The organism is Salinicola sp. MIT1003 (assembly GCF_001858555.1).
GTDB lineage: Bacteria > Pseudomonadota > Gammaproteobacteria > Pseudomonadales > Halomonadaceae > Salinicola > Salinicola salarius.
The window spans coordinates 48,850-65,501 of record NZ_MCAP01000057.1 but is presented as its reverse complement, the minus strand read 5'-3'; the positions used below and the strand labels follow the sequence as shown (position 1 = coordinate 65,501).

The 16,652-nt window shown below is 64.9% G+C and carries 11 protein-coding genes; 4 read left to right on the top strand and 7 right to left on the bottom strand.

Translation table 11 applies throughout. The features are described 5' to 3' along the window. Positions 1–15: 15 nt before the first annotated feature. Positions 16–1,554, bottom strand: coding sequence for a DNA recombination protein RmuC (gene rmuC, locus BC443_RS15340; protein WP_071232710.1), 1,539 nt, complete (start codon positions 1,552–1,554; stop codon positions 16–18). Between the two features lie 216 nt (positions 1,555–1,770). Between rmuC and BC443_RS15335 the strand changes: the two genes are divergently transcribed. The 3 genes from BC443_RS15335 (at position 1,771) to katE (ending at position 6,211) form a co-directional block, all read left to right on the top strand. After that, positions 1,771–2,334, top strand: coding sequence for a type 1 glutamine amidotransferase domain-containing protein (locus tag BC443_RS15335; protein WP_071232805.1), 564 nt, complete (start codon positions 1,771–1,773; stop codon positions 2,332–2,334). Between the two features lie 159 nt (positions 2,335–2,493). Beyond that, positions 2,494–3,648: a phosphatase domain-containing protein gene (locus BC443_RS15330; RefSeq protein ID WP_322528726.1), complete on the top strand. Its 1,155-nt coding sequence runs from the start codon at positions 2,494–2,496 to the stop codon at positions 3,646–3,648. 337 nt (positions 3,649–3,985) lie between these two features. After that, positions 3,986–6,211, top strand: a complete 2,226-nt coding sequence (gene katE / locus BC443_RS15325) for a catalase HPII (RefSeq protein ID WP_282097212.1) — start codon at positions 3,986–3,988, stop codon at positions 6,209–6,211. A gap of 97 nt (positions 6,212–6,308) precedes the next feature. Here katE and BC443_RS15320 read toward each other — a convergent pair whose 3' ends face one another. From BC443_RS15320 to BC443_RS15300, 5 genes are all read right to left on the bottom strand, one after another. Further along, complete coding sequence (locus BC443_RS15320; RefSeq protein WP_071232708.1) at positions 6,309–7,787, bottom strand: aminoacyl-histidine dipeptidase; 1,479 nt, start codon at positions 7,785–7,787, stop codon at positions 6,309–6,311. Between the two features lie 114 nt (positions 7,788–7,901). After that, positions 7,902–10,298 carry a GNAT family N-acetyltransferase gene (locus tag BC443_RS15315; RefSeq protein ID WP_071232707.1) on the bottom strand — a complete coding sequence of 799 codons (2,397 nt, stop codon included), beginning with the start codon at positions 10,296–10,298 and terminating at the stop codon, positions 7,902–7,904. 9 nt (positions 10,299–10,307) lie between these two features. After that, positions 10,308–10,721 carry a hypothetical protein gene (locus BC443_RS15310; protein ID WP_071232706.1) on the bottom strand — a complete coding sequence of 138 codons (414 nt, stop codon included), beginning with the start codon at positions 10,719–10,721 and terminating at the stop codon, positions 10,308–10,310. 192 nt (positions 10,722–10,913) lie between these two features. Continuing rightward, entirely contained in the window at positions 10,914–12,464 is a 1,551-nt protein-coding gene (locus BC443_RS15305; RefSeq protein ID WP_071232705.1) for a DHA2 family efflux MFS transporter permease subunit, read from the bottom strand. Between the two features lie 35 nt (positions 12,465–12,499). Beyond that, positions 12,500–13,609: an HlyD family secretion protein gene (locus BC443_RS15300; protein WP_071232704.1), complete on the bottom strand. Its 1,110-nt coding sequence runs from the start codon at positions 13,607–13,609 to the stop codon at positions 12,500–12,502. A 120-nt stretch (positions 13,610–13,729) separates the two neighbouring features. On the opposite strand from BC443_RS15300, the gene BC443_RS15295 reads away from it, so the two are divergent. Next, positions 13,730–14,377 (top strand): TetR/AcrR family transcriptional regulator, encoded by a 648-nt coding sequence (locus tag BC443_RS15295; RefSeq protein ID WP_071232703.1) that lies wholly within the window; start codon positions 13,730–13,732, stop codon positions 14,375–14,377. Positions 14,378–14,404: 27 nt separating this feature from the next. On the opposite strand, the gene BC443_RS15290 is transcribed toward BC443_RS15295, so the two are convergent. Beyond that, complete coding sequence (locus tag BC443_RS15290; RefSeq protein WP_071232702.1) at positions 14,405–16,645, bottom strand: xanthine dehydrogenase family protein molybdopterin-binding subunit; 2,241 nt, start codon at positions 16,643–16,645, stop codon at positions 14,405–14,407. Between the last annotated feature and the right edge of the window lie 7 nt (positions 16,646–16,652).

Below are 16,652 nucleotides of genomic sequence, written 5' to 3'. Positions count from 1 at the left end.
CCATCGACATCCCGGTCAGCCTCTGGCGTCGTCCGATTCGCGGAAGTCGGGGGGATCGTCGCCATCGGGCTCAGCGCGCCGATCCTCATCGCTGACCTTGGACGTTCCGATGCTGCCGGGCGACCCGACGGCCCTGGATTCGGCAGGCTCGTCCTCCTCGGCATCGCGGGTCAGGTGCGAAGGCAGGTCGCGTTTCATGCGCACGCCCAGCCGGTTGAGCGCCAGCGCCTGGCCGACCAGGCTCCCCTGCCCGGTCGAAAGCCGACCCATCGCCTGATCGTAACTGCCCTGGGCCCGCCCCAGATGCCGACCCACGTCCTCCAGACTCGAGACGAAGCCCTGGAACTTGTCGAGCAGCTTGCCGGCGCGCTCGGCGATGTGCCTGGCGTTCTCGTTCTGCCGCTCCAGATTCCACAGGCTCGATACCGTGCGCAGGCTGGCCAGCAGCGTGGTCGGCGTGACCACCACGATGTCGCGTGAAAAGGCGTCCTGGAACAGTGTCTCGTCATGCTGAAAGGCGACGGCGAAGGCCGGCTCCACCGGCATGAACAGGAACACGAAATCCGGCGAACGCAGTCCGGGAAGCCGGGGATAGTCGCGCCCGGACAGCGCGTCGATATGGCTTCTCACCGCCTGCACATGAGCGCGCAGGGCCTGGGCGCGCTCGGCATCGTCCTCGGCGTTGACGTAGCGCACGTAGGCGTTGAGCGAGACCTTGGCGTCGACGATCAGGTGCTTGTCGTCCGGCAGGTAGATGACCGCATCCGGGCGCTGGCGCCCCTGATCGCCATCGAGGGAAACTTCACGGCGGTATTCGATATCCCGCCGCAGGCCGGAGCGCTCCAGAACCGACTCGAGCATCATCTCGCCCCAGTTGCCCTGCATCTTCTTGTCGCCCTTGAGCGCTCGGGTGAGATTGGCGGCCTCTTCGGTGATCTGGCGGTTGAGCGTGGCCAGCTGGTCGATCTGCACCTTGAGCGTGGTCCGCTCGCGCACTTCCTGGCCATGGATCTCCTCGAGACGCTGGCGGAAGCCGCTGACCTGCTCGCGAAACGGCTTCAGCAACGCTTCGAGACTGTCCCGGCTCTGGGCGCTATAGGCGCGCTGGCGCTCGTCGAAAATGCGTCCGGCGAGCGATTCGAACTCGTGTCCGAGGCGGGTCTTTGCCTGCTCCAGCAACTGGAGCTGTTCCGCATGCTGGTTCTGCTGCTGCTCGTGCCGGGTTTCCAGTCGCCCATACTGCTCTCGCAGCGTCGCCAGACGTTCGTTGAGCGCCTCGAGCTGATGTTCGCGAGCGGCCAACTGCTGCTGCAGCTGGGCCTGGCGCTCGCGCAGATCGTCCTGCTGCCCATCGCTCTGGGCCAGCTCCTGCTCCAGCCGCAGGCACTGGGTCTCGCTGGCCTGCAAGCGGGATCGAAGCATGTCCCGCTCGCGCGCGTAGCGCCGCTGCTGCCACACCACGCCGACGCCGAGTCCTAACGTCACGAACAACGTCACGAACCCGAGCAGCAAGACAAGCCCACCTCCCGACAGCCACTCACCCGCTACACTCATCGCTCTGCCTTCCTCTGACCTCGGCACCATCGCGGCGCCACCATCCGTGAGTCCTTGCCTCAGCGCAAGCGATGATATCGAAAGCGCCCGGTTTTCCTTGAACTCTGCCCAGACTATCCCAAACTTCTTGAGTCAGCCGAGACATGGACCGGGATGGCCCATGGGCTTGTCATCTATCGAAACATCAAGCCGATTTATCAAGACCAGGAGGTCACGATGGCTCAGCAACTCAATGGTAAACGTGTCGCAATCCTCGCCGCCGACGGGTTCGAGGAAGCTGAACTCTCTTCTCCGCGCGCCGCACTGCAAGGTCAGGGCGTCGAGACACATGTCATCACCCCGGACGGCAAGGGCATTCGTGCCTGGGCCGAAACGGACTGGGGCAAAACCTATGAAGCGGACAAGAGCCTGGCGGACGCCAACCCCGCCGACTACCATGCGCTGGTTCTGCCAGGCGGCGTGTTCAACCCAGATGAACTACGCACGAACGAAAAAGCGCTTGGCTTCGTCAGGAGCTTCTTCGAAGCCGGCAAGCCGGTTGCCGCGATCTGTCACGCGCCGTGGATTCTGATCAACGCAGGCGTCGTCGACGGCCGCAAACTGACTTCCGTGCCGTCCATTGCGCAGGATCTCAAGAATGCCGGCGCCAACTGGGTCGACGAATCGGTAGTGGTCGACAGCGGCTTCGTCACCAGCCGCACGCCGAAGGATCTCGATGATTTCAACGGCAAACTGATCGAAGAGCTGGCCGAAGGGCGTCACAGCGAGCAGCATGCCTGATCGCCTTTCGCGACGCCAAACGAGCGCCCGCCGATCGGTGGGCGCTTTTTTTATGTCATGCCGGCTGTCGTTAGACCGACCGAAGCCCGACCAGACTTTGCAGGATAGCGCGCGAGTTCCCATACTCACCGTTAATCAAACCTAGGATTCTCCGTCATCGTGCCTCAATTTCGCGATACTTCCGCCGACACTGCCACCTCGGGCTCGCTGCCTCGGCTCTTCGTGACGAAACTGGTTCATTTCGCCAAGAAACTGGTTCGCCTCTTCATCCGGCCGATGCGCGGCGACAAGGGCCGAGGCGGGGTCGTCGTGCATCCGTATCGCGGTTACGGTTCTCACTCGGAAGCCTTCATCATGGGCCGCGTCTTTCGCCAACCCGGACGGCTAAGGAACTGGGAAAAAGGCGGCATCGCCCGCGATCTGGTGGATGTCGCGCGTCGCCTGGTGAGGCACGGCGTCCGCGACGCCCGCGTCGACATTCGGATTGGCGCGACCCAGGCCTCCGTCACCACCGACCGCGACGGCTATTTCCACGCCCATATCGACATTACCCACACGCTTCCTGCCGAGGCGATCTGGCACTCGGTCAAGCTGCAGGTGCTCTCCGAGGACGACGCCATCAGCACCGAGACCGAAATCTACATTCCGCCGGCGAGCACCGACCTGATCGTGATCAGCGATATCGACGACACGGTGATGTACACCGGCGTCGCCAACAAGCTGAAGATGCTGTATCGCCTGTTCATGGAGAAAGCGGATCGACGCACGGCCTTTCCCGGTGTCGCTGCGCTGTATCGGGCGCTCTACGGTGGCGCCGAGGGCAATCGCCACCGCCCCATGCTCTACGTGTCACGCGGTCCGTGGAGCATCTACGAAGTTCTCGAGATGTTCTTCAACATGAACCGCATTCCGGTAGGGCCGATCCTGTTCCTGCGCGAATGGGGCATGACGTTGAAGCGCCCCTGGCCGCGCAAGGCCGAGGACCACAAGTCCGACGTGATCCGCAACATGCTGTCGCTCTACGACACGTTGCCGTTCATCCTCATCGGCGACAGCGGCCAGCGGGACCCGGAGGTCTATACCGAGATCGTCAAGGAACACCCGGAGCGCGTGCGCGCCATCTATATCCGTAAGGTGGACAACGACCCCGAGCGGGACGCCGCGATCGAGGCGCTGGCCAACGAGGTCCGCCATGCAGGCTGCGAGCTGATTCTCGCCCATGACAGCGTGAGCATGGCGGAGCATGCGCTCTCGAAGGGGTACATCTCGGAGGAAGGCTGCGAGGCGGTACGTAAGGATACGCACCAGTATTAGTCTCAGTCGGCGGCGTCTGCCGCCCGCCTTCCCTTGCCAGCCCGGGTTCAACCGCTCTTTTCAGCCGCCTCTGCCTTGCCACCGCGCCTTCTCTTCCACCGCGCTTTCTCTTCCACCGCGCCTCTTTTTTACAGCGCCTTCTCTTCCACCACGCCTTTCCCCGTCCCCCTTTGCCAGCGTATTTGCCAGCGGTTATCGCCGGGCGAAGGCATCGAATTCCCGGAGCCGGATTAGTGGCAGCGATTGATGCAGGTTAACGGCAGCCGAATCCCCCCTTTGCCATCGTCGGTGGAGGCTTCTAGTTGTAAGAGGAGTTTCACCCGCACACTAACGGCAGGTGCTCCGGTTGGCTGTCGATCAGGGATGTCGACATCCCGGAGTATCTGCCGTCGATTCAAATCAGGAGATACGGATGTCCAACAATCCTCACACGTCCTCCAACCGTGGCGGCCCCAACGATACGGACGTCAAGACCACCGAGCAGAGCAAGTCGGAGAATCTGGAAAAGTACCGTAGCGATGCCGAGGGGCATGACCTGCGCACCAATCACGGCACCCGGATCGCCGACAATCACAACTCGCTGAAGGCGGGCGAGCGTGGCCCGACCCTGATGGAAGATTTCGTCTTCCGCGAGAAGCTCAACCATTTCGACAACGAGCGCATTCCCGAGCGTATCGTCCACGCCCGCGGCGCGGCAGCGCACGGTTATTTCCAGCCCTACGCGGAAGCCGCCCGGTACTCCAAGGCCGGACTGTTTCAGGATCCCGACAAGAAAACGCCGGTATTCGTGCGCTTTTCCACCGTCCAGGGGGCCCGCGGCTCCAACGATACCGTTCGTGACGTGCGCGGCTTCGCCACCAAGTTCTACACCGACGAGGGCAACTGGGATCTGGTCGGCAACGACATGCCGGTCTTCTTCATCCAGGACGCGATCAAGTTTCCCGACTTCGTGCACGCGGTGAAGCCCGAACCACACAACGAGATCCCTCAGGGGCAGTCGGCCCACGACACCTTCTGGGATTTCGTCTCGCTGATGCCGGAAAGCTCACATATGGTGCTGTGGACTATGTCCGACCGCGCCTTCCCGCGCCATTACCGCAACATGGAAGGCTTCGGCGTGCACACCTTCCGGCTGGTCGACAAGCAGGGCAAGGCGCGCTTCGTCAAGTTCCACTGGAAGCCGCTGGCCGGCACCTGTTCGCTGATCTGGGACGAAGCGCAGAAGCTGTGGGGCCGGGATCCTGACTTCAATCGTCGCAACATGTGGGACGATATCGAGAACGGCGACTTTCTGGAATTCGAGTTCGGGATTCAGGTCGTGGAGGAAGAGGACGAGCACAAGTTCGACTTCGATATTCTCGATCCGACCAAGCTCATCCCCGAGGAGCAGGTGCCGGTCACCCCTATCGGCAAGATGGTGCTCAACCGCAATCCGGACAACTATTTCGCCGAGACCGAACAGGTGGCATTCAATCCGGCCCATATCGTGCCGGGGATCGACTTCACCAACGACCCGCTGCTGCAGGGCCGGCTGTTCTCCTATCTCGATACGCAGATGCTGCGCCTGGGCGGGCCCAACTTCCACGAGATTCCGATCAACCAGCCGGTATGCCCGTTCCACAATAACCAGCGCGACTCCATGCACCGCCAGACGATCAACAAGGGCCAGGCCTCCTACGAGCCCAATTCGATCGACGGCGGCTGGCCCAAAGAGACGCCGCCCGCGGCGGAAAACGGCGGGTTCGAGACGGTCAACGAGCGAATCGACGCCAACAAGATTCGCGCGCGCAGCGCGTCGTTCGGCGATCACTACTCCCAGGCGACGCTGTTCTGGAATAGCCAGACCGACGTCGAGAAGGAACACATCATCGCCGCCTACACCTTCGAGCTCTCCAAGGTGCAGCGGCCGTGGATTCGCGAGCGGGTGATCAAGGAGATTCTGCCCAACATCGATCTGGAACTGGCACGCCGGGTCGGCGAGAACCATGGCATCGAGGCACCTTCCAGCAAGCCGGCGCCGGCCGATGAACTGGGCCGGAGTGCGCAGCAGGAATCCCCGGCGCTGAGCCTGATGACGCGTCTGCCGGGCAATATCAAATATCGCAAGGTAGCGATCCTGGTCGCCGACGGTGTCGACAGCGATCAGGTGGAGACGATCAAGAGCAAGCTCGAGGCCGAAGGCGCCGAAGGCATGGTGATCGCCCCCAGCATGGCGCCGGTGAAGGCCGCGAACGGCCAGACGGTCACACCCGATGCCATGCTCAACGGCCAGCCCTCGGTGACCCTGGATTCGGTTATCGTCGCCGGCGGGGCGGAAAGCGTCCGGACGCTGTCGCAATCCGGACTGGGGCGCTACTACGTCCAGGAAGCCTACAAGCACCTCAAGGCGATTGCCGCCATCGCGGAAGGCAAGGAGCTGTTGGCCGCAGCCAACGTGCCCACCCAGGAAGACGGCATCTTCCTCGGCGCCAGCGTGGACGACGTGTTCATCCCCTTCACTCAGGCCATGGGGCAGCACCGCGTCTGGTCGCGCGATGCCAGGGCCAACGACATGCCGGCTTAGTGGTCTTTATGGCCCAGTACGTCCCCAATACGTCATGGCCCAGTACGTCATGACCCAGCACGTCATGAGCTAGTACGTCTTGTCCGGCAGGGTCGTCTCAGGCGGCCTTGCCGGAAGCGATGTCGGCTACCAGCGCCTTGAGTACACGCCAGAACTCCTCGACGGACGCCAGTTCGGTGCGCTCGGTGGGCGAATGCGCCCCGCGAATCACCGGTCCGAAGGAGATCATCTCCAGTTGCGGATACTTGCCGCCGATGATGCCGCACTCCAGCCCGGCGTGGATCACCTTGACCGCCGGGTCTTCGCCCAGTGCTTCCTGGTGCAGGCGACGGAAGCGGGTCAGCAGCGTGCTGTCCGCGCTCGGCGTCCAGCCCGGATAGGCGTTCTCGACCCGCGTCTGGGCGCCGATCAGCCCGAACAGTGCCGTGAACCGATCGGCCAGATTGCGCGTCGCGCTATCCCGCAGCGAGCGTACCAGCGCACACAGATGGAACCGCCCCTTCTCCAGCGACACCACACCAAGATTGTTGGAAGTCTCGACGACGCCCGGCACTTCGACGCTCATGCGTTCGACGCCATAGGGCGCGGCATGTAGCGCGGAAACCAGCAGTTGGGTCGCGGTATCGGTGAGCGCTTCCACCTCGTCGTCGCAGGAGACCGCCGCTGGCGACAGGGAGAGCGTCACGTTGTCGTCGACGCCCGCCAGCTCCTCGCGGTAGAGCGCCTGCAAGTTGGTGAGCGCTTCCTCCACCGCCGGCAGGTGATGCTCATCGACCACGATGGTGGCAAAGGCTTCGCGTGGCAGAGCGTTACGCAACGTGCCACCGTGGTAGTCCACCAGGCGAATCTCGAACTCGCCCAGCCCGCGCAGCGCGCGCACCAGCAGCTGGTTGGCGTTGCCGAGCTCCTTGTGGATATCGGCCCCGGAGTGCCCGCCGACCAGGCCGGTGAGAGAGACCCGACGCATCACCTCCCCTTCGTCGCAGCCGCGCATCGGCAGATCGGCATCGACGACTACGTCGGCGCCGCCGGCACAGCCGATGTAGACCTCGCCACGATCCTCGGAGTCGAGATTGAGCAGATAGCGGCCTTCCAGCCAGTTCTCCTCCAGCGACAGCGCGCCCTGCAGCGAGGTTTCCTCCTCCAGGGTGAACAGCGCCTCGAGCGGGCCGTGATCGATATCGTCCGCTTCGAGAATCGCCAGCGCCGCCGCGACGCCGAGACCGTTGTCGGCGCCGAGCGTGGTGCCACGGGCGTGCAGCCAGCCGTTCTCGACGTAGGTATCGAGCGGGTCGTTGAGGAAATCGTGAGGGTGGTCGCTGTTGGCCTGCGTGACCATGTCGAGATGACCCTGCAGGATCACGCCGGGCACCGCCTCGCAGCCCGGGCTCGCTGCCTTGCGGATGCGCAGGTTGCCGTAGCTGTCGCGATCATGGGCCAGCCCCTTGTCGTCGGCCCAGCGCTCGAGGATGTCGACCAGCTTCGCTTCGTGACCAGAGGGACGCGGCGTATTGCAGAGCGTCCGGAAATGGCGCCACACGGGCTCGGGAGAGAGTTGCAGCAGATGATCGTTCATGGTCGATTCCAGCCTCGTCGTGCGGCGAGCAGGCCACCGCAACGGGTGTCGAAAGAGTGATGAATGAAATCCTGGCCGGCGGCGGACCGCGGCTCGTTTCGGGGTGCCAACACCTTACTCGCCTGGCCGCGGCTTGACCATATCCGGCACAAGGCCGGCGAGATCTCGGCGCTTGCCGTGCCAGGCCAGCAATGCCGCCGCCAGCCGACGTGCCGCCACCAGCCGTTCGCGCCGACCCTGCGACGAGAGCGCTTCATCCCGATACTGGAACAGCGCCGCCACCGCAGCGGCCACTCGGGGCGAGGCCGCGAGCCCGGGGTCATCCGGGCCGTCATCCGTCGCGGCAGCACTATCGGCCGTCAGCATGTCCGGCAGGCTCGCCAGCGGTCGTCGCCGCCACCACGCCAGCCAGGCCGGACGCAGCCACGGGCGGATCAACGCCAGCTCGCCGCCACCCGCAGCGAACCAGCCGAGCCGTTCGGCCAGATCGGCAGGCACGACCGGTGCCGCCCCCTCGTGCAGCCAGGCCGCCACGACGAGCGGTTCGATATCCCGCAGTTCGCTTGCCAGCAGATCCGGCAGGCAGCGGGCAAAGTCATCGTTCATGCGAGCCAGAGACGAACTGGCGCCCTCCATCAATCCGCGCCCCATCATCTGCGCCGGCTCGCCGCTGGAAGCCTCCCGCGTGAGTCCCACGCGCAGCAAGACGAAGCCCTGCCGACGCCAGAAACGGATCAACGCCGGCTCCGCACCGAAGCTCACGCCCAGGCGATCCAGGCCATACGCTCGGGCCGTCGCCGCGACCTGCTCGACCAGGGCCGCGCCGACGCCTCGGCGCCGGGCCGCCGGGTGTACGGCAATCCGCATGATGCGCCACCAGCGGGCGAGCGCGGCTTCCTCGTAGCCGCCATGGGTCGCCAGCGACTGCGCCAGCAGATGCCCCCGCGGGCGTCGTTGCCCCCGGTAGATGTCGCTGGCCAGGGTCGCGTCGAAGCCACCCTCCTGCTGGACCACGCAGATGCCCACCGCATGTTGCTTCCCCGCGTCACCGTCGACGAACGCGGCCAGCAGATGAACGTCGGGGCCATCCAGCAACTGGCGCAGATCGCTGGGCGAGGTGCGGTAGTGCGCCTGTACCAGTAACCCGAAAAGGGGGCCGAGCCGGGTGTCGTCCCGGGCGAGCGACGCCCGGTCCAGCCAGGCGTAGGTGACCGACGCCTCCGGTAGCGCGCTGGCGACGGCCTCGGCTTCGGCCACCTCGGCATCCAGACACAGCAGTTCCCGCGTCAGTGTCTCCAGCGGATCGCCGGCCCCCCAGCGGATCGGCGTCTGCAGCGTGAGCCGCTTCCACTCCGGCGTCAGCCGATCCAGCGCGTCGCGCAGGCGCACCTCGAACCCGCGCCCGGTGCCTTCATAGCCATGCACGGTAGTGGCGAAGGCGATGCGCGGAAAGCGCTGCAGCCAGCCCGTCAGCCGAGCCGCGGGAATCGATGCCGCCTCGTCGACGAACAGCGTCGGCGGAGATCGGGCATCGATATCGGCCGAGGCCAGTTCGGGAACCACCTGCTCCGGCGCCAGCCACTCGACGCGGCAGACATGGCCGTCCAGCTCGACCTCGAAGCGACCGGCCTCACGCCGGCCCTCGGGCAGTAGCCGTTCGAGGCGTTCGAACACCGCCTCGACCGCGACGAGACTCGACGCCGTGATCCAGAGCCGCCGTTCGCCCTGCCTCAGCCGCCGTGCCGCGGCGATGCCCAGCGCCGCGCTCTTGCCGCGACCGCGATCGGCGACCAGCACCACCGGGCGCCGACGCCGCATTCGCGTCAACCGCGATACCGCGGCGGCCTGGTCGGTGGTCAGGCAGTCGCCATCCGCTGTGAACGCCTCGGGCTCGGAATCGTCGGCAAGTGATACGGGCGAGTCGATGGCGATCGATAATGGCGCGATGGGTAGCGAATCGCCCGCCGGCCATGTGGCCACGTCGAAACGACGCTGCAGTATCCCGGCGAGCCGCTGCAGATAACGCGCCGACAAGGTTTCCGCCTCGTGGGGCCAGTGCGCGAGACGCCGATAGTCCGCATCCGGGCGCCAATCCGTCCAGGCCGGCAGTTGCCAATGCGCCGGCGTCAACAGTACCAGCCAGCCCCCGGCCTGGACGGTGCCGCTGATGGCGCCGAAGGCGTCGGGATCGAACCCGGCTTGCGGAGACACCGCATCGAACACCACCAGATCGTGCTCGCTGCCCAGACGGCTGCGCGCGCGGGACGCACTCAGCCGCACCGAGGCCTGCGGCCCTGTCGAAACATCGGACGGACTCGAGGAGTCGGGGCCGATCCACAGCGGCGAGCGCCAGCGTCCCGCCGCCATCAGGGAGAACGCCTTGCGGCGCGCACGCGAAGCGTTGTCGGCGATCCACAGCACGCCGCGCCAACGCCGCCGCTGGAGGCCATCGTCTTGATCGGCCAACCAGGCGGTGAGCGCAGAGTCCGCCTTCGGCGCGGCCAAGGACATTAGCAAAACCTAGCCGAAGGCACCGCCGAGATCGGGTTTCATCGTCGGGCAGTAGCGCGCGACGACCACGGCCAGCAGGATGCCGCCCAGCGTCAACGCCACCGGCAACCAGCTGAACACGACGCCGGAAGAGACGTAGAGATAGAGGAAGAACACCGCCATCACGCCGCCGCCCATCAGACGACCGGCCTTGATGCCGGCCAGATAGACGCTCAGCAGCACACCAGCGAAAGGGATCAGCACACTGAACAGGTTGATCACGAACTCGCGGCCACTGGCCGCCACCCCGGGCAGGATCAACCGCGCCACCAGCTCCCACGCCACGAGATAGACCAAGACCGGTGCGGCAAAGCTGCCGATCAGGCGCAGAACGGTGCGGACGGGCTCGTCGGCGCCGGGCTTGTGGGGCTGAGGGTTATTCATGGCGGCAACATCCTGAACGATCGATCGAAACTGAGGCAGGTCAGCAGGAAAGCCAGATTACAGAAAGAAGCTTCGAGCTTCGAGCTTCGAGCTTCGAGCTTCGTCAGAATGATACGCCGACGGTCCCAGCCCGTAGCCCGTAGCCCGTAGCCCGTAGCCCGTAGCCCGTAGCCCGTAGCCCGTAGCCCGTAGTCAGTGCTCGATCTTCTTCAACAGAAACACCAGCGGCACGCAGAGCAGGTAGATACAGCCCAGCCACAGGAAGATGTCGTTGTAGGCCAGCACCTGGGCCTGGACGCCGAAGCGCTGGCCGAGCAGGGCCACGGCGCTGTGATAAGGGTCGGCGACGTGACCGACCAGCATCGCCTGATAGTTGTCGATCTGCTGCTGGACCGCGATTCGCCCTTCGTTGAGCGCCGGGATCAGCTGATTCCAGTGATAGTCCACCCGCCAGTCGCGGACCGTATCGAGCATCGCCAGGCCGACCGCGCCGCCGAGGTTGCGCATCACGCTGAAGAGCCCAGCGGCATTGCCCAGCTCCTGCGGTGGCAACGTGCCCAGGGCGATCCGTGACGCCGGAATGATGCACAGGATCATGCCCATGCCGCGCACGATCTGCGGCCAGAAGAACTGCCAGAAGCCGGATTCGCTGGTCAGGTTGTTGTTCATCACCGTCCCGATGCCGATCAGCGTCAGGCCGAAGAACAACAGCACGCGCAGGTCGACCGAATTGGTCAGCCGCCCCACGATCGGCGCGGTGAAGAACATCGCCACCCCGGTGACGAACATCACCTCGCCGATCTGCAAGCTCGAATAACCGCGTACGCCACCGAGGAACAGCGGCATCAGGTAGACCAGGCCGTACATCGCGATCCCGACCACGAACACCAGACCGGTACCGATGGAGAAGTTAAGATTCTTGAACGCGTGAAGATCGACGATGGGGTGATCATAGCTGAACACTCGCCAAAAGAAGCCGACACACGAAGCCGCGCAGAGCAGCGTCATCCACACGATCAGCTCGCTTGCGAACCAGTCGTCGCCCGGCCCTTCCTCCAGCACGAATTCGAGGCTGCCGAGAAACAGCGCGATCAGGATCAGGCCACGGAAATCGAGCCGTTTGGCGACGCTCGCATCGCCCTCGTCGATATCGAGGAAACGCCACGCCGCGAGGGTCACGAAAATCCCCGGCACCACGTTGGCCAGGAACAGCCAGTGCCAGCTGAAGAGCTCGGTGACATAGCCGCCCACCGTCGGGCCGATCGAGGGCGCCATGGTCACCACCATGCCGATCACGCCCTGGACCGCGCCCATCGCCCGGCGCGGAAACAGCGTGAAGCTGATCGCCTGGGTGATCGGAATCATCGCGCCACCCATGAAGCCCTGGATAGCGCGCAGCACGATCAGTTGCTCGATGTTGTTGGCCAGCGCGCAACCGAGACTGGCCAACGTGAAGCCGGCGCAGGAGATGACGAAGGCGACCCGGGTGGAGAGCCAGCGCATCAGCACGCCGGAGAGCGGGATCATGATGATCTCCGCGACCAGATAGGAGGTCTGGATCCAGGAGATCTCGTCGCTCGAGGCCGAGACCCCGGCCTGGATCTCGTTCAGCGAACTGGCGACGATCTGGATATCCAGGATCGCCATGAACATGCCGAACACCGCCGCGATGAACCCGAAGCGGTAGTGCCACGAGGGCATCTCCTGCGGGCCGGCCCCTGAGGGTGCTGCGACTTCACTCATGGCCGACACTCATGACCGATACGCACGGCGCGGATTCACGACTTATCGTCGACGGCAAGATCCGAACCGTCGTCGAGATGCGGGCCGGGGTCGAAATAGATCGCCTGGCCGTCGACCTCGCGGGTATCCACGGAGGGAACCACCGAAAGGCCGGACTGCAGCCGCCACAGCTGCTCCTCGGGGCCGGTGACGCGAATCTTGACCGGCACGCGCTGGACGATCTTGTTGAAGTTGCCGGTGGCGTTGTCCTGCGGCAGCAGGCTGAACTGGGTGCCGGTGGCTGGCGCCACGCTGTCCACCTTGCCGGTGAACTCGATGTCGGGATAGGCGTCCACCTCCAGCGCTACCGGCTGGCCGACTCGCATTCTTCCGATCTGGGTCTCCTTGTAATTGGCGACCACGTAGGCCGTCTGGACGGGCACCAGCTGCATCAGGGTGAGCGAGGGCTGGGCCAGATCACCGGGCTCGACGGTGAGATTGCCGATTACGCCGTCGCGTCTGGCGACGATACGGGTCTTCTCCAGCTGGCTCTGGGCGTAGTCGATATCGGCCTGGGCCGCCTCGCGATTGGCCTTGGCGCTGTCGATCGAGGCCTGGTCCGCCGACAGCCGACGCTTCGCCGACTCGACGCTCGCCTGACGCGCCGCCAGCGTTGCCTGGGCGACGCGCAGCGTGGCCTGATCGTCCTGCAGCTGCTGGCGCGAGGCGTAATTGTTCGCCGCCAGCGACTGCGAGCGTTCGAGATGCTGGCGCGCCTGGGCGACATCGGACTGCGCCGCCGTCACCTGCGCCTGGGCCTCGTCGATGCTGGCCTGGTCGAGCGCCACCTGGCGTTCCGCCTGGGTCACGTTGGCGGTGCTAACGGCCAACTGCGCCCGGGCTTGCGCCAGCTGGCTACGGGTATCGCGGTCGTCGAGCTGGACCAGCAGATCGCCCTGCTTGACGCGCTGGTTGTCTTCCACCGCCACCTCGGTGACCCGCGCACTGATTTCGGCGCGCACGGCGACGCTATCGGTATGCACGTAGGCGTTGTCCGTCTCGACGAAATAGCGGCCGGTCTGCCACCAGTGCCACGCGAAAATCAGCGCCACGACCACCGCGATCAGTATCACTGCCGCCGAATAGAGTTTCTTCTTGATCTTCATGCCGAGCCTATTTTCATGCCGGAGACGCACACCCACTTAATGTGTAGTGTAGACTACACTATCTTTTTAAAAACGCCACCGGGCCACCGAAATCGGACCACGCCGGCACGAGGAAGCGCCATGTCATCGCCAGCCCCCAAAGACTCCCCACCGACGACCGAGCGCGGCCGCCAGCGTCGGGATGCCCTGCTCGACGCAGCGCAACGGCTGTTCCTCGAACATGGCTATGGTCAGGTCAGCGTCAACGATATCGTCGCCCAGGCTGGCGGTTCCCTCTCCACTCTCTATCGCCACTTCGGCAACAAGGAAGGGCTGTTTCAGGCAATGATCGAACGCCGTTCGCATCATATCTACGACACCCTGACCGCCGAGGGCGTCGACGAACTGCCCATCGAGGCCGCGCTGCAACGCCTGGGGATCGACCTGCTGATCAAGGTGATGGACGAGGAAACCCTGGGGATCTACCGCGAGGTCGTGGCAGAAAGCCCTCGCCAGCCGCCACTGGCCCGGCTGTTCTTCGACGGCGGTCCGGGCCGCGTACGCCGTGCGCTGGCGGACTACTTCGAGCGCCGGATGCAAAGGCAGCTCATGCCGGCCTGCGATGCCGTCGAACTCGCCGGCATCTTTCTCGGCATGCTGCTGGGCGAATGGCACCTCATCCGCGTGCTGCAACTGGAATCGCCGCCCTCACGGGCGGCGATGGAGAAGCGCGTCACGCGTTGCGTCGATCTGTTTCTGCGCGGCGCGATGGCGGCTCGAGCGGAATAGCCCGCCGCACCACGCGCTACCAGAACATCACCGGGACGCGATCAGATCAGCGATCTTGATCGGCATGTCTCGGATCCGCTTGCCGGTGGCGTGGTAGACGGCGTTCGAGATCGCCGCCGCCATGCCGGTAATCCCGATCTCGCCGATACCCCGGGCGCCGAACTCGTTGAAGTTGTAGTCGGGGTTGTCGAGCAGCTCGACCTCGATATCGGGAATGTCGGCATGCACCGGCACGATGTAGTCGGCGTAGTTGTTGTTGTAGATGTTGCCCGCTGAGTCGTACTCGGTCTCCTCGAACATGCCCATGCCCATCCCCATCACGATCGCCCCTTCGACCTGGTTCCTGGCAGTCAACGGGTTGATCGCCCGGCCGACGTCGATCGTGCTGACCACACGAGAGACCCGCAGGCGTGAAATGCCCGGGTCCCAGCGTACCTCGACGAAGTGGGCACCGAACGAGCGAAACGAGAACTTGTCCTGCTCTTCGCCCGGCGCCGCGCTGGCCTCGCCTTCCGCCATGCCGCGCTGCAGCTTGTCGAGCAGCTCGGCGAAGGAGAGCGTCTGGCTGCCGTCGCTGAGCGTGCCGTTCTCGAACGTGAGCGCATCGGCTTCCTTGCCCTCGAAAGGCGCGCCGTCGGCGATCGCGAGCTGCTTGAGCTGTTCGATCGCGTCGCGGGTCGCTCCGGCCACCGCCGGCAGCGTGGTGGCGGTCGCCATCGAACCGCCGGAGAGCGGCCCGGCCGGCAGGGTCGAATCGCCCAGCTTGACCTCGATGCGCTCCAGCGGCACGCCGGTCAGTTCGCTGGCGGTCTGGGCGACGATGGTATAGGTGCCGGTGCCGATATCCTGGGTGCCGCAGGCGACCTGCACCTTGCCGTCGGCGCGCAGTTCGACCCGGGCCTTGCAGTGGCTGCGCATCGCCTCCCAGGTGGCATCCGCCATGCCCCAGCCGATGATCTCGTGACCATCGCGCATCGAGCCGATCTGCGGATTGCGTTTCTCCCAGCCGAAGCGCCGCGAGGCGTCGTCCCAGCATTCGCGCAGATGGTTGCCGGACCACGGCAGATCGGCGGAAGGATCGCGCTCGGCGAAGTTCCTGCGACGCAGCTCCAGCGGGTCCATGCCGAGTTCGATCGCCATTTCGTCCATGGCGATCTCCAGCGCCACGCTGCCCGACACTTCGCCCGGCGCGCGCATCGAGGTCGGCGTGCCGTGATTGACCTGGACCCGGCGCTGCGACACCGAGACGTTGTCGCAGGCGTAGACCCGTGGCGTGTCGCTGCCGACCGACTCGGTATAGGCATCGACGAACGAGGTCTCGTTCTGGCTGTCGTGGCGGATCGACAATAGTTTGCCGTCGCGGTCGGCAGCCATGCGAATGCGCTGGCGCGAAGCCGGGCGGTTGCCGGCGCTGCAGAAGTTCTGCTGGCGCGACAGCACCGTCTTGACCGGCCGGCCGACCATCTTCGCGGCGACGGCGGTGATCACCGCATGCGGCCACATGAACAGCTTGCTGCCGAAGCCCGAGCCGATGTAATGCGCGATGACGGTGACCTTTTCCGGCGGAATCCCGAATATCTGCGCCATGGCGTTGCGCTGGAATACCACGCCCTGGGTGGATTCGTAGATGGTCAATCGATCGCCATCCCAGGTCGCGTTCGAGGCATGCAGCTCCATCGCCACGTGGGTTTCCATGGCGATGGTGTAGGTGTGATCGAACTTGACCGGCGCCGACTCGAAGGCGCCTTCCGGGTCGCCCCGCGACACCGCTTCGTCGCCGGCCTCCTCGCCTTCGTCATCGGTCTGGAACAGCCCCGGCACCGCCGTTTCCTCCTCGTAGCGCGCGGTGACCAGCCGTGCGGCGGCACGCGCATGCTCGAAGGTGTCGGCGATCACCATGGCGATGTACTGGCCTTCGTAGTGAATGCCGTCGTCCTCGAACGGCAGACGCGCTTCGCCGACCTTGTTCTGCTCCGCCATGGTGTTCGGCGAGTGGAACAGGCGGCCTTCGGAGCCGCAGGCCGGGTTGTTGTCGGAATGCTGCAGCGCGGGGAAGTTGCCGCGATGGACGATCTCGATCACGCCCGGCGCCTGGCGCGCCGCATCGAGATCGAGCCCCACGAGCCGGCCGCGGGCAATGGTGCTCGGTACCGGATAGCCATAGACCTGACCGGGCAGGTTGTGATCGGCGGCGTAATCCGCCTTGCCGGTCAGCTTGAGTTCACCGTCGATGCGGGTCGTGCGGTGACCAATGATTGATTCCGTCATCGTTGCC